General features: G+C 68.9%; 17 protein-coding genes and 1 pseudogene. 11 read left to right on the forward strand and 7 right to left on the reverse strand.

Translation table 11 applies throughout. The features are described from left to right. The first annotated feature begins 13 nt into the window (after nucleotides 1-13). The 8 genes from AC1D2E_RS17585 (at nucleotide 14) to AC1D2E_RS17620 (ending at nucleotide 9,197) form a co-directional block, all read left to right on the forward strand. The gene (locus AC1D2E_RS17585; RefSeq protein ID WP_478198575.1) at nucleotides 14-736 is read left to right on the forward strand and encodes a sugar transferase; all 723 of its coding nucleotides are present in this window, start codon (nucleotides 14-16) and stop codon (nucleotides 734-736) included. Further along, a complete protein-coding gene (locus AC1D2E_RS17590; RefSeq protein ID WP_478198576.1) occupies nucleotides 733-2,169 on the forward strand; it encodes a mannose-1-phosphate guanylyltransferase/mannose-6-phosphate isomerase in 1,437 nt (478 codons plus the stop codon). Before AC1D2E_RS17585 ends, AC1D2E_RS17590 begins: the two co-directional genes overlap by 4 nt. A gap of 31 nt (nucleotides 2,170-2,200) precedes the next feature. Next, complete coding sequence (gene fcl, locus AC1D2E_RS17595) at nucleotides 2,201-3,166, forward strand: GDP-L-fucose synthase (protein WP_478198577.1); 966 nt, start codon at nucleotides 2,201-2,203, stop codon at nucleotides 3,164-3,166. Between the two features lie 77 nt (nucleotides 3,167-3,243). After that, nucleotides 3,244-4,242: a hypothetical protein gene (locus AC1D2E_RS17600; protein WP_478198578.1), complete on the forward strand. Its 999-nt coding sequence runs from the start codon at nucleotides 3,244-3,246 to the stop codon at nucleotides 4,240-4,242. A 5-nt stretch (nucleotides 4,243-4,247) separates the two neighbouring features. Continuing rightward, the gene (locus AC1D2E_RS17605) at nucleotides 4,248-5,420 is read left to right on the forward strand and encodes a glycosyltransferase family 4 protein (protein ID WP_478198579.1); all 1,173 of its coding nucleotides are present in this window, start codon (nucleotides 4,248-4,250) and stop codon (nucleotides 5,418-5,420) included. After that, nucleotides 5,417-6,760, forward strand: coding sequence for a hypothetical protein (locus AC1D2E_RS17610; RefSeq protein ID WP_478198580.1), 1,344 nt, complete (start codon nucleotides 5,417-5,419; stop codon nucleotides 6,758-6,760). Before AC1D2E_RS17605 ends, AC1D2E_RS17610 begins: the two co-directional genes overlap by 4 nt. Beyond that, nucleotides 6,757-7,977, forward strand: coding sequence for a glycosyltransferase (locus AC1D2E_RS17615; RefSeq protein WP_478198581.1), 1,221 nt, complete (start codon nucleotides 6,757-6,759; stop codon nucleotides 7,975-7,977). Before AC1D2E_RS17610 ends, AC1D2E_RS17615 begins: the two co-directional genes overlap by 4 nt. Beyond that, complete coding sequence (locus AC1D2E_RS17620) at nucleotides 7,974-9,197, forward strand: WcaI family glycosyltransferase (protein WP_478198582.1); 1,224 nt, start codon at nucleotides 7,974-7,976, stop codon at nucleotides 9,195-9,197. The genes AC1D2E_RS17615 and AC1D2E_RS17620 overlap by 4 nt, the downstream gene beginning before the upstream one ends. A gap of 218 nt (nucleotides 9,198-9,415) precedes the next feature. Here AC1D2E_RS17620 and AC1D2E_RS17625 read toward each other — a convergent pair whose 3' ends face one another. The 7 genes from AC1D2E_RS17625 to hemC all read right to left on the reverse strand — a co-directional run bounded on the left by AC1D2E_RS17625 (nucleotide 9,416) and on the right by hemC (nucleotide 17,565). After that, a complete protein-coding gene (locus AC1D2E_RS17625; protein ID WP_478198583.1) occupies nucleotides 9,416-11,668 on the reverse strand; it encodes a polysaccharide biosynthesis tyrosine autokinase in 2,253 nt (750 codons plus the stop codon). Continuing rightward, nucleotides 11,665-12,105, reverse strand: coding sequence for a low molecular weight protein-tyrosine-phosphatase (locus AC1D2E_RS17630; RefSeq protein ID WP_478198591.1), 441 nt, complete (start codon nucleotides 12,103-12,105; stop codon nucleotides 11,665-11,667). Before AC1D2E_RS17630 ends, AC1D2E_RS17625 begins: the two co-directional genes overlap by 4 nt. 17 nt (nucleotides 12,106-12,122) lie before the next feature. Then, a complete protein-coding gene (locus AC1D2E_RS17635) occupies nucleotides 12,123-13,280 on the reverse strand; it encodes a polysaccharide biosynthesis/export family protein (protein ID WP_478198584.1) in 1,158 nt (385 codons plus the stop codon). 239 nt (nucleotides 13,281-13,519) lie between these two features. Next, nucleotides 13,520-14,803 carry a heme biosynthesis HemY N-terminal domain-containing protein gene (locus AC1D2E_RS17640; RefSeq protein ID WP_478198585.1) on the reverse strand — a complete coding sequence of 428 codons (1,284 nt, stop codon included), beginning with the start codon at nucleotides 14,801-14,803 and terminating at the stop codon, nucleotides 13,520-13,522. Between the two features lie 14 nt (nucleotides 14,804-14,817). Next, nucleotides 14,818-15,897: a uroporphyrinogen-III C-methyltransferase gene (locus AC1D2E_RS17645; RefSeq protein ID WP_478198586.1), complete on the reverse strand. Its 1,080-nt coding sequence runs from the start codon at nucleotides 15,895-15,897 to the stop codon at nucleotides 14,818-14,820. Then, nucleotides 15,894-16,652, reverse strand: coding sequence for a uroporphyrinogen-III synthase (locus AC1D2E_RS17650; RefSeq protein WP_478198587.1), 759 nt, complete (start codon nucleotides 16,650-16,652; stop codon nucleotides 15,894-15,896). Before AC1D2E_RS17650 ends, AC1D2E_RS17645 begins: the two co-directional genes overlap by 4 nt. A gap of 19 nt (nucleotides 16,653-16,671) precedes the next feature. Continuing rightward, entirely contained in the window at nucleotides 16,672-17,565 is an 894-nt protein-coding gene (hemC, locus tag AC1D2E_RS17655; protein ID WP_478198588.1) for a hydroxymethylbilane synthase, read from the reverse strand. A 95-nt stretch (nucleotides 17,566-17,660) separates the two neighbouring features. On the opposite strand from hemC, the gene ppc reads away from it, so the two are divergent. The 3 genes and pseudogenes from ppc to AC1D2E_RS17670 all read left to right on the forward strand — a co-directional run. Next, nucleotides 17,661-20,594 carry a phosphoenolpyruvate carboxylase gene (gene ppc, locus AC1D2E_RS17660; RefSeq protein ID WP_478198589.1) on the forward strand — a complete coding sequence of 978 codons (2,934 nt, stop codon included), beginning with the start codon at nucleotides 17,661-17,663 and terminating at the stop codon, nucleotides 20,592-20,594. Nucleotides 20,595-20,758: 164 nt separating this feature from the next. After that, entirely contained in the window at nucleotides 20,759-20,977 is a 219-nt protein-coding gene (locus AC1D2E_RS17665; RefSeq protein ID WP_478198590.1) for a hypothetical protein, read from the forward strand. After that, nucleotides 20,974-23,754: pseudogene (locus AC1D2E_RS17670) on the forward strand (GH36-type glycosyl hydrolase domain-containing protein); the annotation flags it as partial. The gene AC1D2E_RS17665 and the pseudogene AC1D2E_RS17670, both read left to right, overlap by 4 nt.

A 23,754-nucleotide genomic window follows, 5' to 3' on the forward strand; every position in this document is an offset into this window, starting at 1 on the left:
GGGGGAATATCAGATGTTTCGTTCCGATTCGACCGCCAGCGGCAACGTGGTCCGACGCTTCACCCCGGACGGCAGCGGTCCCTCTGCGCCCCCCGTTCAGGCCAGGCCGCGCCGGCTGTCGCTGCTCGAGCGCATCGTCAAGCGCAGCCTCGACATTTTCGGCGCCTTGTTCTTCTTTGCCGTCTTCGGGCCGCTCTACCTGCTGGTCGCACTGGGCGTGCTGATCAGCATGGGGCGCCCGGTGCATTACTGGCAGAACCGGCTCGGCGAGCGCGGCCAGCGCTTTCGCTTCTACAAGTTCCGCTCGATGGTCCGCAATTCGGATGACGTGCTGGACGAGTTCCTGAGCCGCAGCGACATGGCCCGCACCGAATGGGACACCTTCCAGAAGCTGGAGAAGGATCCGCGCATCACGCCGATCGGCCACTTCATCCGCAAGCTGAGCCTGGACGAACTGCCGCAATTCTGGAATGTTCTCAAGGGCGACATGAGCCTGGTCGGCCCCCGCCCCTGCATGGAGCGCCAGCGCAGCCTCTACGGCAAGGGCTGGGAACACTACTGTGCGATGCGCCCCGGCATCACCGGCCTGTGGCAGGTCAGCGGCCGGAACCGGCTGTCCTACGCCCGCCGCGTCGAGCTCGACGTCGAATACGTCAGCAACTGGTCGTTGTGGCTCGACATCAAGATCCTGCTGAGGACGGTTCGGGCCGTCATCACCGGCGAGGGGTCGCGATGAGTCGGATCCAGCCGGTGGTCCTGTGCGGAGGCAGCGGCACCCGGTTGTGGCCGCTCTCGCGCAAGACGCTGCCCAAGCAGTTCGCGCCGCTGGTCGACAACAAGAGCCTGCTGCTGCTGACGCTCGAGCGCTTGCGCCAGCTCAATCCGGAGGTGACCTGCGTGGCCGCGGAGGAGCATCGCTTCCTGGTGCAGGAAGCGATCGACGCGGCGCAGGTCAGCGGCAAGCAGTTGCTCGAGCCGGTGGCGCGCAATACCGCTGCCGCCATGGCCGCGGTGGCCTTGCTGGCCGACCCGGATCGGTTGCTGCTGTTCGCACCCGCCGATCACTACATCCCCGAGCCGGACCGCTTCGTCGCAACGATCCTGCAGGGCGTCCCGGCCGCCATGGCCGGCTACCTGGTGACCTTCGGTGTCGAGCCCTCCTTCCCCAGCACCGCCTATGGCTACATCCGCCAGGGTGACAAGCTCGACGGCGCGCTGGCCGAGGACGCGGGCCGCGCGGTAGCGGCCTTCATCGAGAAGCCGCCGGCCGAACGCGCCGAGCGGCTGCTGCTGGAAGGGGGCAATCTCTGGAACGCCGGCATCCTGCTGGTTCAGGCCAAGGTCCTGATCGCGGCACTGCAAGCGCATGCACCGGACATTCTCGAGAGCTGCCAGCTGGCCATCGCCGCCGTCGAGACCGACGGCGACTTCCTGCGAATGGACCCCGCGGCCTTCGGACGCTGCCGCAGCCAGAGCATCGACTATGCGGTGCTCGAGAAGTGCGACCGCGTGGCGGTGATCCCGTTCCAGGGCCGGTGGAGCGACGTCGGAAGCTGGAATGCGGTCGCCGACCTCCACGACACCGATGCCAACGGCAACCGCATCAGCGGCCAGGGCTTCGCCATGAGTGCGACCAACACCTTCATCCATGCGCCCAGCCGCCCCGTCGTGGCGCTGGGAACCAAGGACCTCCTGGTGATCGACACGCCCGACGCCCTGCTGGTCGTGCATCGGGAGTGCGCGGAGCAGGTCAAGGACGTGGTCGCCCTGCTGACCACGCACGGCCACAGCCAGGCCACCCGGCACCGCCGCATTCCGCGGCCATGGGGCGCCTACGACAGCATCGACGACGGCGAGCGCTTCGCGGTCAAGCGGCTGACGGTCAAGCCGGGCGCCCGCCTGGCCCTGCGGATGCACCACCACCGCGCCGAGCACTGGGTGGTGGTCAAGGGGACGGCGCGCGTGGTGTGCGACGACAAAGATGTGCTGGTGAAGGAGAACGAGTCGATCTACATCCCCGTGGGCGCGGTCTACCGGCTGGAGAACGCCGGCAGGACCGCACTCGAGGTGATCGAGGTCCAGACCGGCGGCTATCTGGGCGAGGACGACATCGTGCGCTTCGCCGACGTCGAGTCGCCCGGCACCGGCGACAAGAGAAAGCTCGCCTGAATTTCCGACGGCGACCCCAGGCGATATGTCAATGAACGAGTTGCAAAAGCGAATCTTCGTCGCAGGTCACCGCGGCATGGTCGGCAGTGCCATCGTGCGCTGCCTGGAGCAGCGGGGCTATGCCGCGATCCTCACGAGGAGCCATGCCGAGCTCGACCTCACGGACCAGGGGCAGGTGCGAGCCTTTTTTGCCGAAGAGAAGCCGCAGGAGGTCTACGTCGCGGCCGCGAAGGTGGGCGGCATCCACGCCAACAACAGCTATCCGGCCGAATTCATCTATTCGAACCTGATGGTCGAGGCCAACCTGATCCACGAGTCGTGGCGCACCGGCGTCGCCAAGCTGCTGTTCCTGGGCTCGAGCTGCATCTATCCGCGGCTCGCGCAGCAGCCGATGCCGGAGGACGCCCTCCTCACGGGCAAGCTGGAGCCGACCAACGAGCCCTACGCGATCGCCAAGATCGCCGGCATCAAGCTCTGCGAGAGCTACAACCGCCAGTACGGCTGCGATTTCCGCAGCGTGATGCCGACCAACCTCTACGGACCGGGCGACAACTACCATCCCGAGAACAGCCACGTGCTGCCGGCGATGATCCGGCGCTTCCACGAGGCGAAGGCCAGCGATGCCCCGACCGTCGTGATCTGGGGCACCGGCACGCCGAAGCGGGAGTTTCTGTATGTCGACGACATGGCGCGGGCCTGCGTCCACGTGATGGACCTGCCGCGCGAAACCTACGCGGCCCACACCGACGTCATGGCGAGCCACATCAACGTCGGCACCGGCGAGGACCTGTCGATCGCCGAACTGGCGCAAATGGTGAGCGAGGTGGTCGGCTACCAGGGCCGTATCCACTACGACACCAGCAAGCCCGACGGCACGCCGCGCAAGCTGCTGGACATTTCGCGCATCCGCAAGCTCGGCTGGAAACCGGCCGTGGCCTTGCGCGACGGCATCGCGACCGCCTACGAAGACTTCTGCAGCGAAGCACTGGTGGCCTGAAGCTCCGGCCGCCTTGCCGTGATTCAAGGATGAACGCTTCTTCCTCTATTTCCATCGTTCCGCCAGGCCTTGGCGGCGTGAGGGACTACGCCTCGCTGGTCAGCGGCGCGCTGGATGCCCCGCTGGTCGAACTGACGCCGGCCACCCGCATTGACGGCTTCGGGGGGCGTCTGTTGTTACTGCACCTCAGTGGCTACGGATACCAGAAGCGCGGCGCGCCCCTGTGGCTGGTTCGCGCGGTGCGCGAGATGCGGCCCCGTTTCGACAGCGTCGGCATCGTCTTTCATGAGCTGTTCGCCGTCGGCCCGCCGTGGCGTTCGGCCTTCTGGCTCACCGGACTCCAGAAGCTCGTTGCGCGCGACCTGCTGGCAATGGCGGATTTCTGGATCACCAGCCGGGAAGACTCGGCGCGCTGGCTGCTCGCCGGCCGGGCCAGGCAGGTGCCGCACCGGGTGCTGCCGATCTTCTCGACCGTTGGCGAGCCGGATGCGATCGCGACGCCGCGCAAGGACGAGATCGTCGTCTTCGGCACTCCCGGCGTGCGGGCGAGTGTCTATCGATGGGCTGGCGGCGAAATCTTCCGCTGTGCCGAGCGCAGGGGACTACAGATCCACGACATCGGCGCCGCATTCCCGCCCCAGAGCGCGCTGTCGACCCGCCTGGCGGCAAGCGGCGCCGTGGTGCACGGCAAGCTGCCCGCCGACGCGGTGAGCGCCCGGATGGCCGAGGCCCGGTATGGCGCGCTGGCCTACCCGGCCGAAGACGTCGCGAAGAGCAGCGTCTTCGCCGCCTATTGCGCGCACGGCCTCTGCCCGATCCTGCTGTCGCCCTCCGACCGCACCCGGGACGGACTCGTGGCCAACCGCAACTTCGCGTTCGGTTTCGAGGCACTTGACGACGCCGGCATCCATCCCGCCCGGGTCGGACGGGAAGCGAGGAAATGGTACGAGCCGCATCGGCTGTCGGCCCACCAGGCGGTGCTCCAGCAACTGGCGGCACAAACGGCACAAGCCCGTCGCAACACGGCGCTGRCCATCGCCAAGCCACCGATGCATGGCGTTGGATTGCGATCATGAGTCCGGTGCTTGTCACCCATCCGGGTCTGCAGCATTCGCACCAGCTGGCCCTGGCCCTTTACGAGCGATCGCTGCTGCAGTCGTTCTGGTCGGGCGTGCCCGTGGCCGCGAAGGGCGAACCGGCTCCCTGGTGGCTGCCCGAAAGATACCGTCAGAAGGTCCGCACCGTCGACATTCCCCGCGCCTTGCGCCGCCACCCGGCGCGCTTCCAGCTGGCCATGCGCGCCGCGCAGGCGATCCATTGGGGCGGCCCGGGTTCCGACGGCGCGCATCGCATTTTTCATTGGTTCGACGCCTGGGCAGCGCGGCAAATCCTCAAGCTCAGGCCCAAGGTGGTGGTCGCCTACGAGAACGCGGCGTATCACTCCTTCCAGGCGGCAAGGTCGGTCGGCGCGCGCTGCGTGCTGGATGCCGCGGCCTTTCACCATCAGGCGGCCAAGGAGCTCTTCGGCGGCTTCGACACCCCCTATACGCCCGAGATCAACCGCCGCAAGGATGAGGAGGTCCGCCTGGCAGACCTGATCCTCACCTGCTCCCCGCTGGCGGCGGAAAGCTATGTGTCGAACGGCGTTGCGGCGGACAAGCTGCGTCCCTTGCTGCTCGGCGCCGAGCCTCCGCAGGACATTCCGACATGGCAACCCAGCCGGGGCGCACCCCGGTTCGTCTTTGCCGGCACCCTGTGCCACCGCAAGTCGGTCGACGTGATCGTCGAAGCCTTCGGCCGCCTCCACGCCGAGGGCCTGCGCTACGAATTGCAGTTCATGGGCGGCGTCGATGACCCGGCATTGCTGGCCGCGGTCGAGGCAACGCCGAATGCCCGCCATCTCGCAAATGCGCCGCAGAAGGCGCTGTATGGGGTGCTGGCCCAGGCGGACTGCCTCCTGCTCCCCTCCCGCTCGGACTCGTTCGGAATGGTCGTCGCCGAGGCGATGGCCTGCGGTACGCCGGCCATCGTGTCGACCCAGACCGGCGCCAAGGCCATGATCGAGAACCATCCGGGCAGCGGCTGGATCGTCGAACCGGACGTAGACTCCCTGCATGCCACGGTGCGCCGGTTGATCGAGAATCCCGAACTCCTGCGGGCCGCACGGCCGGCGGCACTGCGCTCCGGCCAGGCATTCTCGTGGGCCAACTACCGAGACCGGGCGGGCCAACTGCTCGAGGAGTTCGTTCGATGAACAGCGCTGCGGCCTCCTTGCCGTTCGACCGGGTCCGCCGGGCTTCCCTGAGCCGGGCGGGCTACGTCTTTATCGCCGTCCTGCTGATCGTCGTGCTCGAGGGCGCGGTCCGCAAATGGGCCGTGTCGTCCGCGACGCTCCCGCTGATCCTGACGCGCGACCTGCTGGTCGCCTATCTGATCATGTCCGCGTGGACGCGAGGGCATTTCCGTCGGCAACCGGTCGCCACCGCGGTGCTGCTCGGATGGTCGTGCCTGGTCGTGGCCTGGGGCCTGCTGCAGCTCATCGGAGGAGAAAGCTCCCCGACCGTGCTGCTGATCGGCTTGCGCTTCTGGCTGCTCTATGCGTGGTTCGCGGTCGCCGCAGCCTCGTCGATGAACGAGGCCGACTACCGGGCCGCGTTGCTCGTCGCCGTGTGGTGCCTCGTGCTCATGGCGCCCCTGGCGGTGCTGCAATACCTGTCGCCGCCAGGGGCGCGCATCAACGCGCAGACGGAGGGAGACGAAGGTGCCATCTTCACGGTGGTCCCCGGCGTTGTCCGCACCACGGGCACCTTCAGCTTCACGCTCGGCTACGCGACTTTMCTGGCCATGGCGGCGCCTTTGGTGTTTGCCGTCGTCGGCGCGAGAAAGCGGACGAAGGCGCAATCGCTTTTTGCGACGGCAGCCCTTGGCTGCTTCGTGGCCGGCAGCGTGGTCAGCGGCTCGCGGGCTGCGATCATTTTCTCGGGCGCCATGCTGCTGGCCTACTTCCTGGGCAGGCTCTGGCTGGCGCGAGGCAAGGCGCGCACGCGCGCCGGGGTGACGGTCTTGCTGGGCCTGATGCTCGTTGCCGTCCTGCTCTATGCGTTCAGCGGCGCCCTCGAAACCACAAGCCAGCGCTTCGAGCAGGCCGCGGCCGGCGAGGACTTCCTGGGTCGGCTGCTGATGAACTTCATCGGCGAATCCAACGTCTACGACAACTTCACCTGGCTCGGCCAGGGTCTCGGGCTGGGCTCCAACCTGGCCGGCTTCGTACGAACCGGAAGCCAGGCATTCACGATCGCTGAAATCGAGGCCGGACGGATCCTGCTGGAAGGCGGCCTGATCGGCTATGCCTTCACGGCGCTCAAGGTGGTGGTCATCGTGGTCTGCATCGGCCAGAGCCTGCGCCTGGCCTACCGGCTGCGTTCGCCCTATCCGCTCCTGATGTGGTTGACCGTGGCCGTGGCGTTGCTCACCTGGCCGGCGATCGGCCAACTTTCGGCGCACGGCCTGCTGGGCCTCACGCTGGCCTTCGGCCTGCTCGTCTTCAGGCATCCGACGACCGATTTCTTCCCTTCTCGCAAGCCATCGACGTGAGACTGCTCCACCTGATCCCCTCGGTCGACCCCCGGGGTGGCGGTCCGATAGAAGGCGTGCTTCGCATCCATGAGGCGCTCGTTGGACTCGGCCACGACAGCGAACTGCTGTGCCTGGACGACCCGTCGTCGGCCTGCGTGATCGACTGTCCGGCGCCGATTCACGCACTGGGGCCGTCGCGCACCAGCTACCGCTACACCCCCCTGGCTGTCGATTGGCTGCGCGACCATGCCGCCGCCTACGACGCCGTGATCGTCAATGGCCTGTGGCAGTACACCGGCTTCGCCGCCTGGCGCGCGCTGCATGCGTCGACCACGCCCTATTTCGTCTACACCCACGGCATGCTCGATCCGTGGTTCAAGCGGCGCTATCCGCTCAAGCACCTGAAGAAGTGGCTGTACTGGCCCTGGGGCGAGTACCGCGTGCTGCGCGACGCGGCCGCCGTGATCTTCACCTGCGAGGAGGAACGCCTTCTTGCCCGCCAATCCTTCTGGCTCTACCGCGCCCGGGAAGTGGTCGGCTCCTACGGCACCTCCGAGCCGCCATCGGACGCGGCGGCACTGACCGAAACCTTCCTGGCCCGCTTTCCCGAGCTGCGGGGCAAACGGGCGCTGCTCTATCTCGGACGCATCCACGAAAAGAAGGGCGGCGACCTGCTGGTTGATGCGTTCGCCCGTGTCGCTGCCGATGCGCCAGACCTGCAACTGGTGATGGCGGGCCCCGGCGAAGAGGACCGGGTGCGGCAGCTCAAGCGCCGCGCCGTGGAACTCGGCATCGCGGCGCGCATCACCTGGACCGGGATGCTGCAGGGCGACCTCAAATGGGGTGCCTTCCACGCGGCCGATGTGTTCTGCCTGCCATCGCACCAGGAGAACTTCGGCATCGCCGTGGTGGAGGCCCTGGCCTGCGGCAAGCCGGTCCTGCTCAGCGACAAGGTCAACATCTGGCGCGAGATCGAGCAGGACGGTGCGGGCATCGTGGCCGCCGACACGCTGGCCGGCACGATCGACACCTTGCAGCGCTGGCTCGCACTGGCACCGGCGGAGGCGGCCGCCATGCGGGTGGCCGCGCGGCGCTCGTTCCGGCAGCGATTCCAGGTCGGCGAGGTGACGGAAACGCTGCTGCGGATCGTCAGCGACAACGCGCCGGCGCTCGATGCCCCGGCATCGTCGAAAGAACGCCGCCGCGGCGCCGGAATGCTGTCCGAGGGTCAATGAAACTTCTCGTCTACGGAATCAATTTCGCGCCGGAACTGACCGGCATCGGAAAATACACAGGCGAGATGGTCGCCTGGCTCGCAGCCAGGGGGCATGAGGTGCGGGTGGTGACGGCACCGCCCTACTACCCGGATTGGGCGGTCTGGCCAGACTACAGCGGCTCGCGCTACACCCGCGAGGACTGGCACGGCGCCACCATCTTCCGCGCGCCGCTGTGGGTGCCGCGCAAGGTGACGGGGCTGAAGAGGCTGGTCCACCTGGCCAGCTTCGCGCTGTCGAGTATTCCCACCCTGCTCGCGCAATGGCGCTGGAAGCCCGACCTGGTATGGGTGACCGAACCGCCGCTGTTCTGTACGCCGGCGGCGCTGGCCTTCGCGCGGCTGCGCTCGGCGAAGGCGTGGCTGCACATCCAGGACTACGAGGTGGATGCGGCCTTCGAACTGGGCCTGCTCAAGGGGGCCGGCGCACGCGCCTTCGTCTCCGCCGTCGAACGCGGCCTGATGCGCCGCTTCGACCGCATCTCGACGATCTCCCTGCGCATGATGGAGCGCGCGAGCAGCAAGGGCGCGGAGGACGCGCGGCTGGTCTCGCTGCCGAACTGGGCCGACGTGTCGGCCGTGCAGCCGCTGCGGGCGGCAAGCCCCTATCGCGCGGAACTGGGCATCAAGCCCGATGCCGTCGTGGCGCTCTATTCCGGCAACATGGGCGCCAAGCAGGGCCTGGAGCTGCTGGCCGAGATGGCCCGCCTGCTGCAGCATCAGCCCGGTCTCGAGTTCGTGTTCTGCGGCAATGGCGCCGGCCGCGCCAACCTGATGYAGCGCTGCGAGAAGCTCGCCAACGTGCGCTTCCTCGACCTGCAGCCGGTCGAGCGTCTCGGCGACCTGCTGGGCCTCGCCGACATCCACCTGCTGCCGCAGCGTGCCGACGCCGCCGACCTGGTGATGCCCTCCAAGCTCACCGGCATGCTCAGCAGCGGCCGGCCCGTCGTCGCCGGCGCCGGGGCCGAGACGCAACTGGGCAAGGTGGTCGCCCAGTGCGGCCTGGCCGTTCCACCCGACGATGCCCGCGCCTTCGCCGACGCGGTGCTCAAGCTGGCCTCCCAGCCCGAACTGCGCCGCGAGCTCAGCCTCCGCGCCCGCGCCTTCGCCGAAGCGAACTTCGACCGCGACGCCGTCCTCGCGCAATTCGAACGCGACCTGCAGGCCTGCCTGAAAAACTGAAAAGGCCGGCGAAGCCCGGCCTTGTTGGTGAAACACCGCGGAACCGGCTTCGCCGGGCCGCTGGTGTTGCCCCCGGCAGGGGGTGGGCGGGCTACACGCAGTGAGCCCAACCTGGGGGCGAGCAACAGCCACGCGGAACCGGCTTCGCCGGGCCGCTGGTGTTGCCCCCGGTAGGGGGTGGGCGGGCTACACGCAGTGAGCCCAACCTGGGGGCGAGCCTATTGCTCTTCCGGCAGGATGCTCTCGTAGTTGTAGTTGGTGTAGCGATAGCGGCCGTACTTGTAGGCAGCATAGGCCCGGCGGCTGACGTTCATGCCGTTGAGCAGCACGCCCGTGGCCGCCTTGCCGCCCATCGAAAGGCGCCGGGTGCTTTCCTTGAGCTCGCCCATCGTCGACAGGTCGGCGCGCGCCACCAGCAGCACGGTGCCCACGTGCGTCGCGATGGTGCTCGTATCAGCGGCCACCAGCACGGGCGGCGCATCGACCACGACCAGGTCGTATTGCTCGGACAGGCGCTCGAGGTTGGTCTTGAACGAATCCGACACCAGCAGTTCGGCCGGGTTCGGCGGCAGCTGGCCGGTGGCCAGGAAGTCCAGGCTGGGAACCACCTGCCGGTGCACGGTCTGCTGCACCGTCAGGCTGCCGGCGATCAGTTCGGACAAGCCGCCATGACGCTGCAGACCAAAATACTGGTGCGTGTGGCCGCGCCGCAGGTCGGCGTCGATCAGCAGCGTGCGCCGTCCGGCGGCAGCCATCAGCGCCGCGAAATTGGCGGCCACGAAGCTCTTGCCGACGCCCGGGGTGGGACCGGTGATCAGCACGCGGTTGTTGGGCGCCTCCAGCATCGCGAACTGCAGGGCCGTACGTAGGCTGCGCAGACTCTCGACGGCGGGGTCGTCGGCCTTTTCGATCGTCAGCAGCCGCACGCCGGTGGCTCCGCTCAGGCGTCGGGCGGCAATGGCCTGCTGCGCCGGGCTCATGGGAATGGTCGAGAACACCGGCAGGCCGATATCGCCCTCGACTTCGTGCGGATCGCGGATGCGCTGCTCGATGAACGCATTGCGGATGAAAGCGGCGCAGACGCCGAGGAACAGGCCCAAGGCAAGCGCTGCGGCCATGATGACGTTGCGGTTCGGCTTGATCGGGGCCCGCGGCACCACCGCCTCGTCGAGCACGCGAACGTTGCCGACCTTGCCCTCCTTCACCAGCCGCAGCTGCAGCGAGCTGTTGAGCAGCGACTGATAGAGCTCGGTGTTGACCTTGACGTCGCGCTCCATGCGCACCGCTTCCTGCTGGATCGCAGGCAGACCCTTGATCCGCGTCTGGATGCCGGCCATGTCGGCCTTCAACGCCGCGATCTGGGCGTCCAGCGTCTGCACCATCGGATGACTGGAAGTGAAGCGCGCCTCGAGCTCACGCCGGCGTTGCTGGGCGTCCAGCAGCCGGGTCTGGCGGTCGACCGCCTGGCCGAGGATCAGGGTCGCCTCCTCCGAGAAGGCCACGGTGCCCTTCTGGTTGCGATAGCGGTTGTAGGTTTCTTCCGCGGCCTCCATCTGGCGCTTGAACTGCGGCAACTGGACGTCGAGGAAGGCCAGCGTCTTCTGCGCTTCAGCCGCCTTTCGCTCGATGTTCTGCTGCACGTACTGCACGCCGACGGCGTTCAACACCTGGGCCGCACGGTCGGGATCGATGTCCTGCAGCGCCACGTTGATGATCCCGGAGGCCTTGACGCGCTCGCTCAGGCTCAGGCCCGATTGCAGCGAGATGACGGTCGGCAGCTTGGCGAGGCGCCGCAGGCTGAACTCGGCGCCCGGCTTGCCGTCCAGCTTGCTCACGACCAGTTCGATGGGCCCGTCCGGGGTCTCGGCCTTCAACGGCGTGCCGACCGAACCGACCAAGGCCTGAGCCAGGTGCGGGGAGCTCAGCGTGTACTGGCCGCCCCCCTTGGCAGTCACCTTGAAGAACGTCCCTTCCATCGACGTCGGCACGTCGAATCGAGACACCGCGATCTGCTCGGTGCCCGAGACATAGCCGCCGAAGCCCAGGAAACCCGGCTCCGACAGGCCGGTCGCCCGCCGCGTCAGCCAACCGCCGATGTAGGGAATGTAGTTCGGGCCGGCCACGATGTAGAGCTTGATCGCGTCCACGGCCTTGCCCAGCACCATCCGCGAGCGGATGATTTCCATTTCGGCGCTGGCGGGTGTCTTGAGGTCGATCAGCCCGCCGGCTTCGCTGAGGATGCCCTTGCCGCCGGGTTCCGGGTCTTCGACCTGGACCACCATGTTCGACTCGTAGACCGGACGCTCGAGGAACGCGTACGCGGCCCCGGCCAGGAACACAACCAGGGCGATGAAGGCGATCAGCCACTTGTTCGCCACCAGCACCTCGAGGTAGTGCCCGATGTCGAAATCCTCCTCGTCCGCCGTACCGAACGAACTTGGATTGGGTTTGGGAGTGAGAGAGGAATTCATCGACTGGATACTCTTGAAATGCGTTGGAGCCATTGCTGGGTACCGTCTTCGATGAGCGCCAGGGACCGCTCGAAGGAGGCACGGCCGGYCCGGTAGGGGTCCGGAATGTCCTGATCGCTGAACTCACAGAGACGAAATACCTTGCCGGAGGCAAACAGGTAGCGCTCTTCGACCGCGCGCCGCTGCGCGACGTCCATCACCAGGATCAGGTCGGCACGCTGGCAGGCGTCGAGGCTGATCTGCCGCGCACGGTGCTCGTCGATCGAAATGCCGCGCTGCTGCATCAGTTCACAGGCGATCGGGTCCGCGGGCTCCCCCACCAGGGCTCCGAGGCCGGCTGACGCCACCTGCGCGTCCGGCAGCGCCGCGGCGATCAGGCCTTCGGCCATCGGGCTGCGGCAGATGTTTCCGATGCACACGACGAGGATGTTCCGGATGGTCACGTCTGTTGCGACTAGCGGCCGGTGGCGGTGGTGCCGACGGACTGGTACGTGATCGCCGTGGTGGCGGTCGGCAGGATCAGGTTCAGGACGCGGTTCCACTGCACCAGAGGCACCGGGTCGACGTAGACCACGTCCTTCGCCTTCAGCGGGAAGCCCTCCGCCATCGCGATCGCCGTGGGCGTGCGAGCGTCGAGGTGGAAGATCGACTGGCCCTGCGCCTCGTTGCGAATCACGTAGATCTGGCGCGGATTGGCGGTGGTCAGGTTGAGGCCAGCCACTTCGGTCAGGGCATCGGTCAGGCTCAGCTGGCCATTGCGCATCAGCACGCCGGTCTGCGCGGTCGTCTCGCCCATCACGGTGACCTTTCGCTCGTCGCGGCCGCGCACATAGATCAGGTCGCCGGGGCGCAGCGGGATGCGGCTGGGGTCGACACCTGCATCGGCCATGGCCATCAGGTCGATGGGAATCGTCTTGCCGTCGCGCGTCAGGTTGATCGCCGAACGGTCGCCGTTGGGCGTCAGTCCGCCGGCACGATTGAGCGCCTCCGCCAGCGTCATCGGGATGTCGGAGAACAGCATCAGGCCGGGTGTGCGGATCTCGCCATCCAGGTAGGCGCGCTTGCTGCGGAAAGCCTGGACCCGGACGAACAGCTGCGGATCCTTGAAGACGCGTCCCAGGCGCTTCACGAGGACATCCTCGATCTCCTGGATGGTCATGCCGGCCACCTTCAGCGAGCCGACATACGGGAAGCTCAGGAAGCCGGTGCTGGAGACGATGAACCCGGCCGCGGGAGAAACGCTGGCGGCATCCCCGACCCCTCCTGGCGGACCGGCGCTGAACGTGATCTCTGGGTGGTCGTACACCACGATGCCGATCACGTCGCCCGGGCCGATGCGGTACGGCTCGACCGGGCCGACCAGGCCCATCACCTCGGGGCTGAGCTTGGTCTGACGGACGGCCGCGCGATGCGCTGCGATCAGCGTCGGCGTGATCTCGGTCAGCGCACCGGCCGGCGGCGGATCGATCTCGGCGGTCGAGAAGCCGGATGGAGAGACGGCCTGCGCGGCATCATTGCTGGCCGAGCGGAAACCCGGCGCCAGCGGCGCGCAGCCCTGGACCAGCAAGCCCACCGAAGCCAGCAGCACGGCATGTATTAGAAAATGCTTCAATTGCAGCTCCGCATCGTGACCCTGAAATGAATACTTTTGCAAACAGTTACGACTGTACATCAGGTCAAGAGGCTACTCAAACCCTTTCTTGGCTTATGACTTCTGGTGGAGGAAATATTCCCGGCAGCTGCCGAAATATCACGATTCCTTTGGAATCCGGGTCGGCTCCAATCGCCAAGCGGTCCTTATCGGAATGCTACGAATTCAATAGCATCCAACCCGCTTGAAGCAAGGCGGCGTCAGAGGCTTTCGGTTTGTGCCGCGCGCTTCCAGGCGGCCGAAGCCTGGTCGGCGTCATCGCGCGCTTCGGCCAATTGCGCCAGCGCCTGCCAGGCCCGGCGATGTAGGTTGGTGTCCTGCAGGCCCAATCCGGCCTGTGTGAGCAACTGTTGCGCCTTGCCCCATAGCTGCCGCTTCATGCAGGCCATCCCCGCCAGGTACTGCAGATTGGCATCGCGCGGGTTGTTCCGCTGCGCCGATTCGATGCGCGCCAGCCAGTCGGCATCGACCGAGTCGAGGCCGGCCTCGAGTGCCCGGACCAGTTTCACGCGCAGGGATTCGCCCAGGCTCTGCGGATGCGCGACCATGCGCTCCCAGACCGGCAGCAGCCAGGCGCGCGCCAGCGCGAGGTCGCCGCGCAGCGCGACCATGCGCTGGGCCGCGTGGATCGCGACCTCGGGCATCTCGCGCTCCGAGGCGTCGAACTCGCCCCAGGCGCGCAGCAGCTGGGCCGGATCGTGGGCCCCCGACAGCAATTCGGTGGCCAGTCCGCGCACGATGCTCTGCGCAGCGGCATCGGAAAAAGCCCGGTGCTTGGCCAGCAGCCGCGCGGTCTCGAGCGCCTCGAGGGTGCGCCGGTCCTGGCGCGCGGCTTTCAGCCGCAGGCGCAGCGCCAGGGTGCGGCGTTGCGCGCCCTGCGGCAGCTCCGCGAGCCGCGCCAGGGTGGCCGGCGCATCGCGGTCGTCGAGCGCCCAGCGGGCGGCACGCAGTTGCACGCCCTCTCGGGTTTCCGGCGCGACCATTGCGCCACGCTCGGCACTCTCGTTGAGTGCCTGTTGAAGGTGCGCATCGCGCGCCGGGCGATCCTGCAGCGACTGCGCGCTCTCGGCCGCCAGCAGGTGCGCCAGCACGCGCACCTGGAGCGCCTGCGGCAACCGGGCATCGAGCGCGGCCAGCCGCCGCTCCTGCACCAGTGCCGATTGCGCCGCCTTGCGCGCCCGCGAGAATCGGCCGGACAGCAATTGCGCGGCGGCGTCGAGCAGCGCCGAATGCAGCGCGCGCTCCTTTTGCTGCAACCGCCATTGGCGCGCCTGCCTGGGCAGCGAGAACAAGGCCGAGAAGCCCCGCAGCGCCAGGTGCAACAACACGAACACGGCGAACAGGAGCAGCAGCACGAGGTTGAGCGACAGGTCGACCCGCCAGGGTGGCCAGAAGACGGTGATCGTGCCCTGGTTGTTGCCCGCGAACAGCGCCACCGCGGCGGCGATGCCGAACAGGGCGAGGAACCAGAGGACGGCGCGCATGGCTTCGGGCCTGCCTAGCGGCCCGCGGCCGCGGTGGCGAGCGCGGCCAGCGTCTCGTCGACGCGCGGCGGCTCGCTGGTGCGGATCTGCGCCTGCACCTGCTGCACCAGCGTGGCTGCGGCCTGGACCCGGCGCGATGCCGGGTCGAAATAGCGGTTGATCGACACCGAGACGGCGGCCATCTCGCCGCGGGCCGTGTCGACTTGCCGGGACAGCAGGGCCAGCCGGGCGTTGAGCAGCTTCAGCTTGAGGTTCTCGCGCAGGAAGAAGGTCTGTTCGGGCGTCAGCAGCACCGCCTCGGGCCGCTCGATGCGCCCGACCCGCAAAAGCGAGCGCGCCTCGTTGCGCACCATCACCAGGAAGCGCTGCCACCAGGGCGCGTCGGCCGGCAGCGGCTCGGCCTGCCGGGCGTCGAGCCCGCCGCCGCGCATCGCCACCGCGTTGAGCGCCGGCAAGTCATCCACCGTGCGCATGAGTTCGTCGAGCTTCTGCAGCGCATCGGTGTTGTCGGCGCTGGCACTGCTGCGAAGGCGGTCCGCATCGTGCTGCATGGCGCGCTGCAGCGGCGCCAGGCGGGGTTGCGCGGCGCGCGTGATGCGCAGGTCGCCGGCCTTCAGCGCGGCCAGCAGCGGCTGCACGTTGCCTGTGACCTGGGCCTGCTGCAGGGCCAGCCGCACGGCGGCCTCGATGTCGATCACCAGATTCTCGTCGCGCGAGCGCGACAGGCTCTGCATCAGTTCCTCGAGCTGGGAGCGTTGCAGCGCCACCTCGCCGACCCGCGTTTCGGCTAGCGCCAGCCGGGCCGCCGTGTCCCGCACCACTTCCTGCGCCTGTCGCGCCAGGGTGCGGGCTTCCATCGACTGTGCCAGGGCATCGGCGCTCTGGCGCGCCAACTGCTCCTGCATGCCGCTGACCTTCTGCCAGAGTGCCAGCGCCATCAGCAGCGCGACCACGGCGACGATGCCGAGCAGGCCGAAAGCGAGCCGCGAGAGCAGCGCTGCCGCGGCCGCATGAGCGGCCGGCAAGGGAGCCGGAACCGGCGCGCGCAACGCGGGATCCGGCAGGGACTCGTTGAAGACGGGCGCGTCGCTCATGCCAGGGATTCTATCGACGCGACCAGTTCGGCCAGCGAAGGCCGCGACACGTGCACACGGCCGAATCCGGCGGCGCGGGCGGCCTCGGCGATGCGTTCGTGGGTGGCGAGCGCGCGCGCCGACTGCCAGCCGACGGTGGGCAGCAGCCGGCACAGGTTGGCAATCGCCTCCGAACTGCTGAACAGCCAGGTCGCGGCACCGCTGGCGCCCTCTGCCGCCAGCCGCCGCTCGGCCTCGCCGAAGGACGGCGGCAATCGACGGTAGGCCGCCACCGCATCGCAGCGGCCGCCGGCGGCCGTGATCTCGCGGGCCAGCCAGTCGCGACCCGCGGCCTGCCCCGCGGCATCGCCGCCCCGGACGATCAGGAGCCGGAAACCCGGACGCACCTGCGGCGCCACGAGGCGCCACAGGGTCTCGGAATCGAACTGCGGCGCATCGGCGGGCGGCGCGTCGATCGCCGACGCCGGCACGCCGGCCTCGCGCAGCCCCCGCGTGGTGCCGGGACCGGTAGCCCAGAATCGCAGCGTCGAAGGAAGGCGGACATCGATCCCGCAGAAGAAATGCTCGGCGGCCGCGGCGCTGACGAACATCAGCGCGTCATAGTCGGACAGGCGCTGCCAAGCGGCCTGCAGCGGCGCCGGGTCGTCGAGCGGCTCGATGGCGATCAAGGGCAGCGCCACCGCGTCCAGGCCCGCCGCGCGCAGATCGTCCACCCATCGCGCGGCCTCCCTGGCCGGTCGTGTGATCAGCAGCATGGACAAGCCGGACGCCGTCTCATTCCTGCAGCAGCCGCGCCGCCGCTTCGCCCAGCGCCGCGGCCTGGGCCGCATCGCCGGCCTCGGCCACCAGCTGTGCCCGCAGCAGCGGCGCCAGGCCTTCGGGATCGCCGAGGGCGGCATCGATGCGCAGGCGGCCATCGGGCTGCCAGCGCGCGTGCGCGGCGAGCGGCATCGAGCAGCTGCCGCCCATGGCGCGGCTGACGGCGCGCTCGGCCGCGGTGGCGAGGCCATCGGCGCGGCTGGCCAGCGGCGCCAGCAGCGCAAGCAGGTCGGCGCGGTCGGAGCGGATCTCGATGCCGAGCGCACCCTGCCCGGCCGCGGGCAGCATCGTGTCGGGCTCGAAGCATTCGCGGATGCGCCCTTCGAGGCCGAGCCGCTTGAGCCCGGCGGCGGCCAGGACGATGGCGTCGTACTGGCCTTCGTCGAGCTTGCGCAGCCGGGTGTCGAGATTGCCGCGCAGGGGCTCGATGCGCAGGTCGGGCCGCAGCGCTCGCAGCAGAACCACGCGGCGCAGGCTGGAGGTGCCGACCACCGCGCCTTGCGGCAGCTCGGCCAATGACGCGTGGCGCGGCGACACCAGCGCATCGCGCGGATCCTCGCGCTCGAGCACGCAGGCCAGCATGAAGCCTTCAGGCAGATCCATGGGTACATCCTTGAGCGAATGCACCGCGATGTCGGCGCGCCCTTCTTCGAGCGCGAGTTCGAGTTCCTTGACGAACAGGCCCTTGCCGCCGACCTTGCTGAGCGATCGGTCGAGGATCTGGTCGCCACGGGTGGTCATGCCGAGCAGCGCCACCGCATGGCCTTGTTCTTGCAGGAGGGCCTTGACGTGTTCGGCCTGCCACATGGCCAGGCGGCTTTCGCGCGTGGCGATGACGATGTTGCTCAAACCGTTTTTCCGTATGAAAGAGAGACTCGCGGGATGCTAGCATGTTGCGCCGCAGCAACGCCGGCATATCCCCAGCCCACGAGGAGATGTTTCGAATGAAGACGAGCCCCGCACCGGTTGCCGCGAAGCGCCGGACCCGTGACGAAGACCTGCCCCTGATCGCCGATATCCGGCTCCTGGGCCGCATCCTCGGCGACGTGATCCGCGAACAGGAGGGGGACGACAGCTACGCGCTGGTGGAGAAGATCCGCACCCTCTCGGTGGCCTTCCGGCGAGACGCCGACCATGCCGCGGACCGGGCGCTCAAGAACCTGCTGAAAGGACTCAGCGCCGCCGAGACCGTGAGCGTGATCCGCGCCTTCACCTACTTCAGCCACCTCGCCAACCTGGCCGAGGACCGGCACCAGATCCGCCGCCGCACCGAGGCCGAGCGCGCCGGCGACAGCGCCGAAGGCAGCCTGGAGATCGCGCTGGCGCGCATCCGCAAGGCCGGCATCAAGCCCGAGGCGGTGGTCGAGTCGCTGGCTCACAGCTACGTCTCGCCGGTACTCACCGCCCACCCGACCGAAGTGCAGCGCAAGAGCATCCTGGATGCCGAGCGCGCCATCGCGCAGCTGCTCACGGCGCGCGACGAGATCGGGCTGCGCCAGCGTGCCTTCGCTGCGGCCAAGGATGCGCTGACGCCGATCGAGTACGCAGACAACGAGCGCCAGCTGCGCACCCGCGTCACCCAGCTGTGGCAGACGCGCCTGCTGCGCTTCTCCAAGCTGACCGTGGCCGACGAGATCGAGAACGCGCTGAGCTATTACGAGGCCACCTTCCTGCGCGAGATCCCGCGGGTCTACGCCGAACTCGAGAAGGCCCTGGCCCACGGCGGCAGCGTGCCCTCGGTGGCGCCCTTCCTGCGCATGGGCCAGTGGATCGGCGGCGACCGCGACGGCAATCCGAACGTGACCGCCGAAACGCTCGAGTACGCACTGCGCCGGCAGAGCGAGCTGGCACTGCGCCACTACCTGACCGAAGTGCACTACCTCGGCGGCGAGCTGTCGCTGTCGGCCACGCTGGTCGACGTATCGGTCGAGATGCAGGCGCTGGCCGAGCGCTCGCCCGACAGGAACGAGCACCGCGTCGACGAGCCCTACCGCCGCGCGCTGACCGGCATCTACGCGCGACTGGCCGCCACCTTGCGCGAACTCACCGGCGGCGAGGCCGCGCGCCACGCCGTGAAGCCGCAGAACCCGTACCAGACGGCCGAGGAGTTCCTGGCCGACCTGCGCACCATCGAGGAGTCGCTGGCCGACAAGCACGGCAGCGTGCTGGCGGCGCCGCGCCTGCATCCGCTGATCCGCGCGGTCGAGGTGTTCGGCTTCCACCTGGCGACCGTCGACCTGCGCCAGAGTTCCGACAAGCACGAGGCGGTGGTGGCCGAACTGCTGGCCACCGCGCGCATCGAGCCCGCCTATGCAGCGCTGGCCGAGGAAGACAAGCAAGTGCTGCTGCTGCGCCTGCTCGACGATGCCCGGCCGCTGCGGGTGCCCGATGCCGACTACTCGGCGCTGGCCCGCAGCGAGCTCGCGATCTTCGCCACCGCGCGCAGCGCACGCGCACGCTTCGGCGCGGCGGCGATCCGCCACTACATCATCAGCCACACCGAGACGGTGAGCGACCTGCTCGAGGCGCTGCTGCTGCAAAAGGAAGTGGGCCTGCTGCGCGGAACTCTCGGCAACAATGCCCCCACGCTCGGCACTGACGTGTCCTCGCTGCCCCCCAAGGGGGCGCGTGCTGGCTTGGGGCGGCCCGGCGCTCAGCACGGCACCGCCACTTGCGACCTGATCGTGGTGCCGCTGTTCGAGACCATCGAGGACCTGCGCAACGCGGCGCCGATCGTGCGCGCCTTCTATGCGCTGCCGGGCATCCACGCGCTGGTGCAGCGCTCGGGCGCCGAGCAGGACGTGATGCTGGGCTACAGCGACAGCAACAAGGACGGCGGGATCTTCACCAGCAACTGGGAGCTGTACCGCGCCGGGCTGGCGCTGGTGGCGCTGTTCGACGAGCTGAATGCGCACAGTGGCATTGCCATCCGGTTGAGGATGTTCCATGGCCGCGGCGGCACCGTGGGCCGTGGCGGCGGCCCGAGCTACCAGGCGATCCTGGCGCAGCCGCCGGGCACCGTGCGCGGCCAGATCCGCCTGACCGAACAGGGCGAGGTGATCGGCTCGAAGTACGCCAACAGCGAGATCGGCCGCCGCAACCTCGAGACGCTGGTGGCGGCGACGCTCGAGGCCACGCTGCTGCCGACCGCCAAGGCGGCGCCCGCCGCCTTCGTGRCCGCGGCGGCCGAATTGTCGGCAGCCAGCATGGCGGCCTACCGCGCGCTGGTCTACGAGACGCCGGGCTTCGGCGACTACTTCTTCAGCGCCACGCCGATCCGCGAGATCGCCGAGCTCAACATCGGTTCGCGCCCGGCCTCGCGCAACCCGAGCCGCAGCATCGAGGACCTGCGCGCGGTGCCCTGGAGCTTCAGCTGGGGCCAGTGCCGCCTGACGCTGCCGGGCTGGTACGGCTTCGGCTCGGCGATCGAACGCYTCCTTGCGCAAGCCCCCAATCCGGGCGCGCGCAAGGAACGGCAGGCGCTGCTGCAGCGCATGTACGCGCAATGGCCCTTCTTCAGCACGCTGCTGTCGAACATGGACATGGTGCTGGCCAAGAGCGACCTCGCCCTGGCCTCGCGCTACGCCGAGCTGGTGGCCGACAAGAAGCTGCGGCAGAAGGTGTTCTCGATGATCGAGGCCGAATGGCACCGCACCTCCGATGCGCTGACGCTGATCACCGGCGCCAAGCAGCGGCTGGAGGGCAACGCCGACATGCAGCGTTCGATCCGCCATCGCTTCCCCTACATCGACCCGCTGCACCACCTGCAGGTCGAGCTGATGCGCCGCTACCGCGCGGGCCAGGTCGACGAGCGGCTGCAGAAGGGCATCCACATGTCGATCAACGGGGTGGCGGCGGGCTTGCGCAACACCGGCTGACGAACCCGGCCCGCAAGGCGAGAGCGGGTGGTGTCCGCTCTCTCCTACACCCATTCACGGCGAAGCGGATAAAAAGGCCATTGCAGAGGGAGTACCCTGGCCCGCACGTTCACAGCTCTCGCAATCGCGCGGCGGCTTCAGGGTCGTTCACAGGAAACTCCGCCATGTCATCCCCGCAATCGCTTGCCCGTTCCCCGATCGACTTCGTCAGCGGCGACTTCGACGCGCTGGCATCGCACATGCGACATTGCGCGCGGGCCCGGGGACGATGGTTCGCGGTGCGCAGCCATCTGCAGCAGGTGCGTTCAGTCGCCGCTGGCCGCATCGTGACGATGGCCTGCGTGGCCGGCGTGCTCGCCCTCGGACTGTTCGCGATCGCTTGAGCGCCGCAGCGGTCGTCGACCGACTCGACAGCCTCAGCCGGTACGCGCGCGACCTTCTCCTCGGGCCGCACGAGCCGGTCGAAGCGCCGATCCGCGCCGAGCTGTTCGGCGCCCAGCGCTTCGCGCAGCACGGCCACAGCCTGGCACGTGCGCAGGGGGTGCAGGCCGGTCCCTCGCGCGGCGACACCACGCCCTTCTTCCCGCGCGTCGACAAGAACCTCGAGTCGCTGCGCAGCGCCTTCGACTACATCGCGCTGATCTCGCAGAGCGGGCGCTACGTGTCGCCGGCAGCCGAATGGCTGCTCGACAACTTCCACCTCGTGGAGGCCCAGCTCCAGCAGATCCGCGAGGGCGTGCCGCGCCGCTACTACGCCCGCCTGCCGAAGCTCGCGGCGGCGCCGCTGGCCGGCCTGCCGCGGGTCTACGGCATCGCCTGGGCCTATGTCGCACACACCGACAGCGTGCTGAACAAGGCGCTCTTCACGGCTTTCCTCGATGCCTACCAGGACATCGATGAACTCACGCTCGGCGAACTGTGGGCGCTGCCGACCACGCTGCGCGTGGTGCTGCTGGAAAATCTGCGGCGGGTGGCCGAGCGCATCGCCGAGAACAAGGTGGCGCGCGAGGTCGCGCACGCGGCCTGGGACGCGGCCGATTCGCTGTCGCCGCACGAGCTCGACGTACTCTATCGCGCGCTGCAGAGCCGCGGCATGCAGGACAGCTACCTGACCCAGCTCTGGCAGCGGCTGCCGGTCGAGCACGGCGAGCATCCGCCCGCACTCGTCAAGTGGACCGAGCAGCACTGCCCGAGCGGCCCGGCGCTGATCGCCGGCGCCCAGGCCGCACAGGCGGCCGCCAACCTCACGGTCGGCGACATCATCACGACGCTGCGCATGATCGGCCAGGTCGACTGGGCCGACCTGATCGAACCGGTCAGCCGCTCGCTGCGGGTGCTGCGCGAACTGCCCAGCTTCGGCCGCGAGAGCGAGTTGACGCGCAAGMAGATCACGCAGGCGATGGAACAGGTGGCACGCAGCACCCGCCGGACCGAGCGCGAAGTGGCGCAGGCGGTGGTCGGCCTCGCGCTGCAGGCCGGCGCCGATTGCACCGGCGCCGAAGACGCGCAGGCAAGCCGCTGGTCGCAGGCCGAACGGACCGCCGGCTATCACCTGTTCGGCGAAGGCCGCGCCGGCCTGCTCGCCGCGCTGGCACCGGCGCGCGGCGATGGCGCGGCCGCGGCGGTGCGGCGCCACCGCCTGCCCCGCCATTGGCGCCTTGCACTCTATGTGACGGCCATCACCGCCGGCACGGCGCTGCTGCTGGCCACCTTGGTGCATGGCCTGGACCGAAGCGGCTGGCCCGACCCTCGCTGGCCCTCGCTGGTGGCCCTGGCGCTGATCGCCTGGCCGCTGTCCGAAACGGTGATCGCGCTGGTGCATCGCATCGTCGCCGAATCGACCCGCGTCCGGGCCTTGCCTCGGCTCGAATTCGCCGATGGCATTCCGGCAGCGCACCGGGTGCTGGTGGTGATGCCCTCGATGCTGAATTCGATCGACGCCAATGCCCAGCTGGCGCACCGGCTCGAATTGCACTGGCTCGCGAACCGCGAGGACCAGGCCCAGTTCGCACTGCTGACCGACTGGGGCGATGCCGACCTGGCCGCGATGCCCGGCGATTCGCTGCTGCTGGACGATGCCCTGCGCCGGATCGGCGCCCTCAACGACAGCTACCCTGCGCCTGGCGCCACCCCGCGCTTCCTGCTGCTGCACCGGCCGCGCACCTGGTCCGAGACCGAGCAGCGCTGGATGGGCTGGGAGCGCAAGCGCGGCAAGCTCGAGATGCTGCTGCGCCTGCTGGCCACCGGCGATGCCAGCGGCTTCCTGCCGGCGGCCAACGGCGCCCGGCTGGCGGCCCGCATTCCCTACGTGATGACGCTCGACAGCGACACCGGGATGCCGCCGGGCACGCTGCGCGAACTGGTCGCGGTGGCGGCGCACCCCCTGAATGCGCCGCACGTCGATGCCGTCGGCGGCCGCGTGACGGCCGGCTTCGGGGTCTTCCAGCCCCGCATCGTCACGCCGTTCCCGGAGCGCCAAGAGCGTTCCCTGTTCCACTGGATGTTCGCCGGCCAGTGCGGGCTCGACCCCTACAGCAACAGCGCCTCCGACATCTACCAGGATGTCTTCGGCACCGGCTCCTTCACCGGCAAGGGCCTGCTCGACGTCCAGGCGATGCACGCCACGCTCGATCGCCGGCTGCCCGAGGGCGCGGTGCTGAGCCACGATCTGCTCGAAGGCGCGGTGGCGCGCTGCGCCGTGGTGAGCGACCTGGTGCTGGTCGAGGACCATCCGCACCACGCCGACGTCGCCGCCTCGCGGATGCATCGCTGGGCCCGCGGCGACTGGCAGCTGCTGCCGCTGATGCTGCGCGCGCGGCGCTACGGAATCGATGCGCTCGGACTCTGGAAGATGAGCGACAACCTGCGACGGACGCTGGTGGTTCCGGCCTCGGCCGTGCTGCTCGCCTGGGTGGTCTTCACGGATTCGCTGCCGCTGGCCTGGGCTTTCGGCGCCGTCGCCGCGGCCCTCGTGCTCGGCCCGCTCCTGGGCGCGCTGGCGGGTCTGGTGCCGACGCGACGATCGATCCAGCTGCCGCACTTCTTCGACGTCGGCGCCACCGAACTGCTGCGCGCGATGGCTGGCGCGGCCTGGCAGTTCGTGCAGCTGGCGGCGCAGGCCCGCCTGCTGCTCGACGCCAGCGGACGGGCCATCTGGCGG

The sequence above is a fragment of the Variovorax sp. P1_H2 genome, assembly GCF_056405295.1.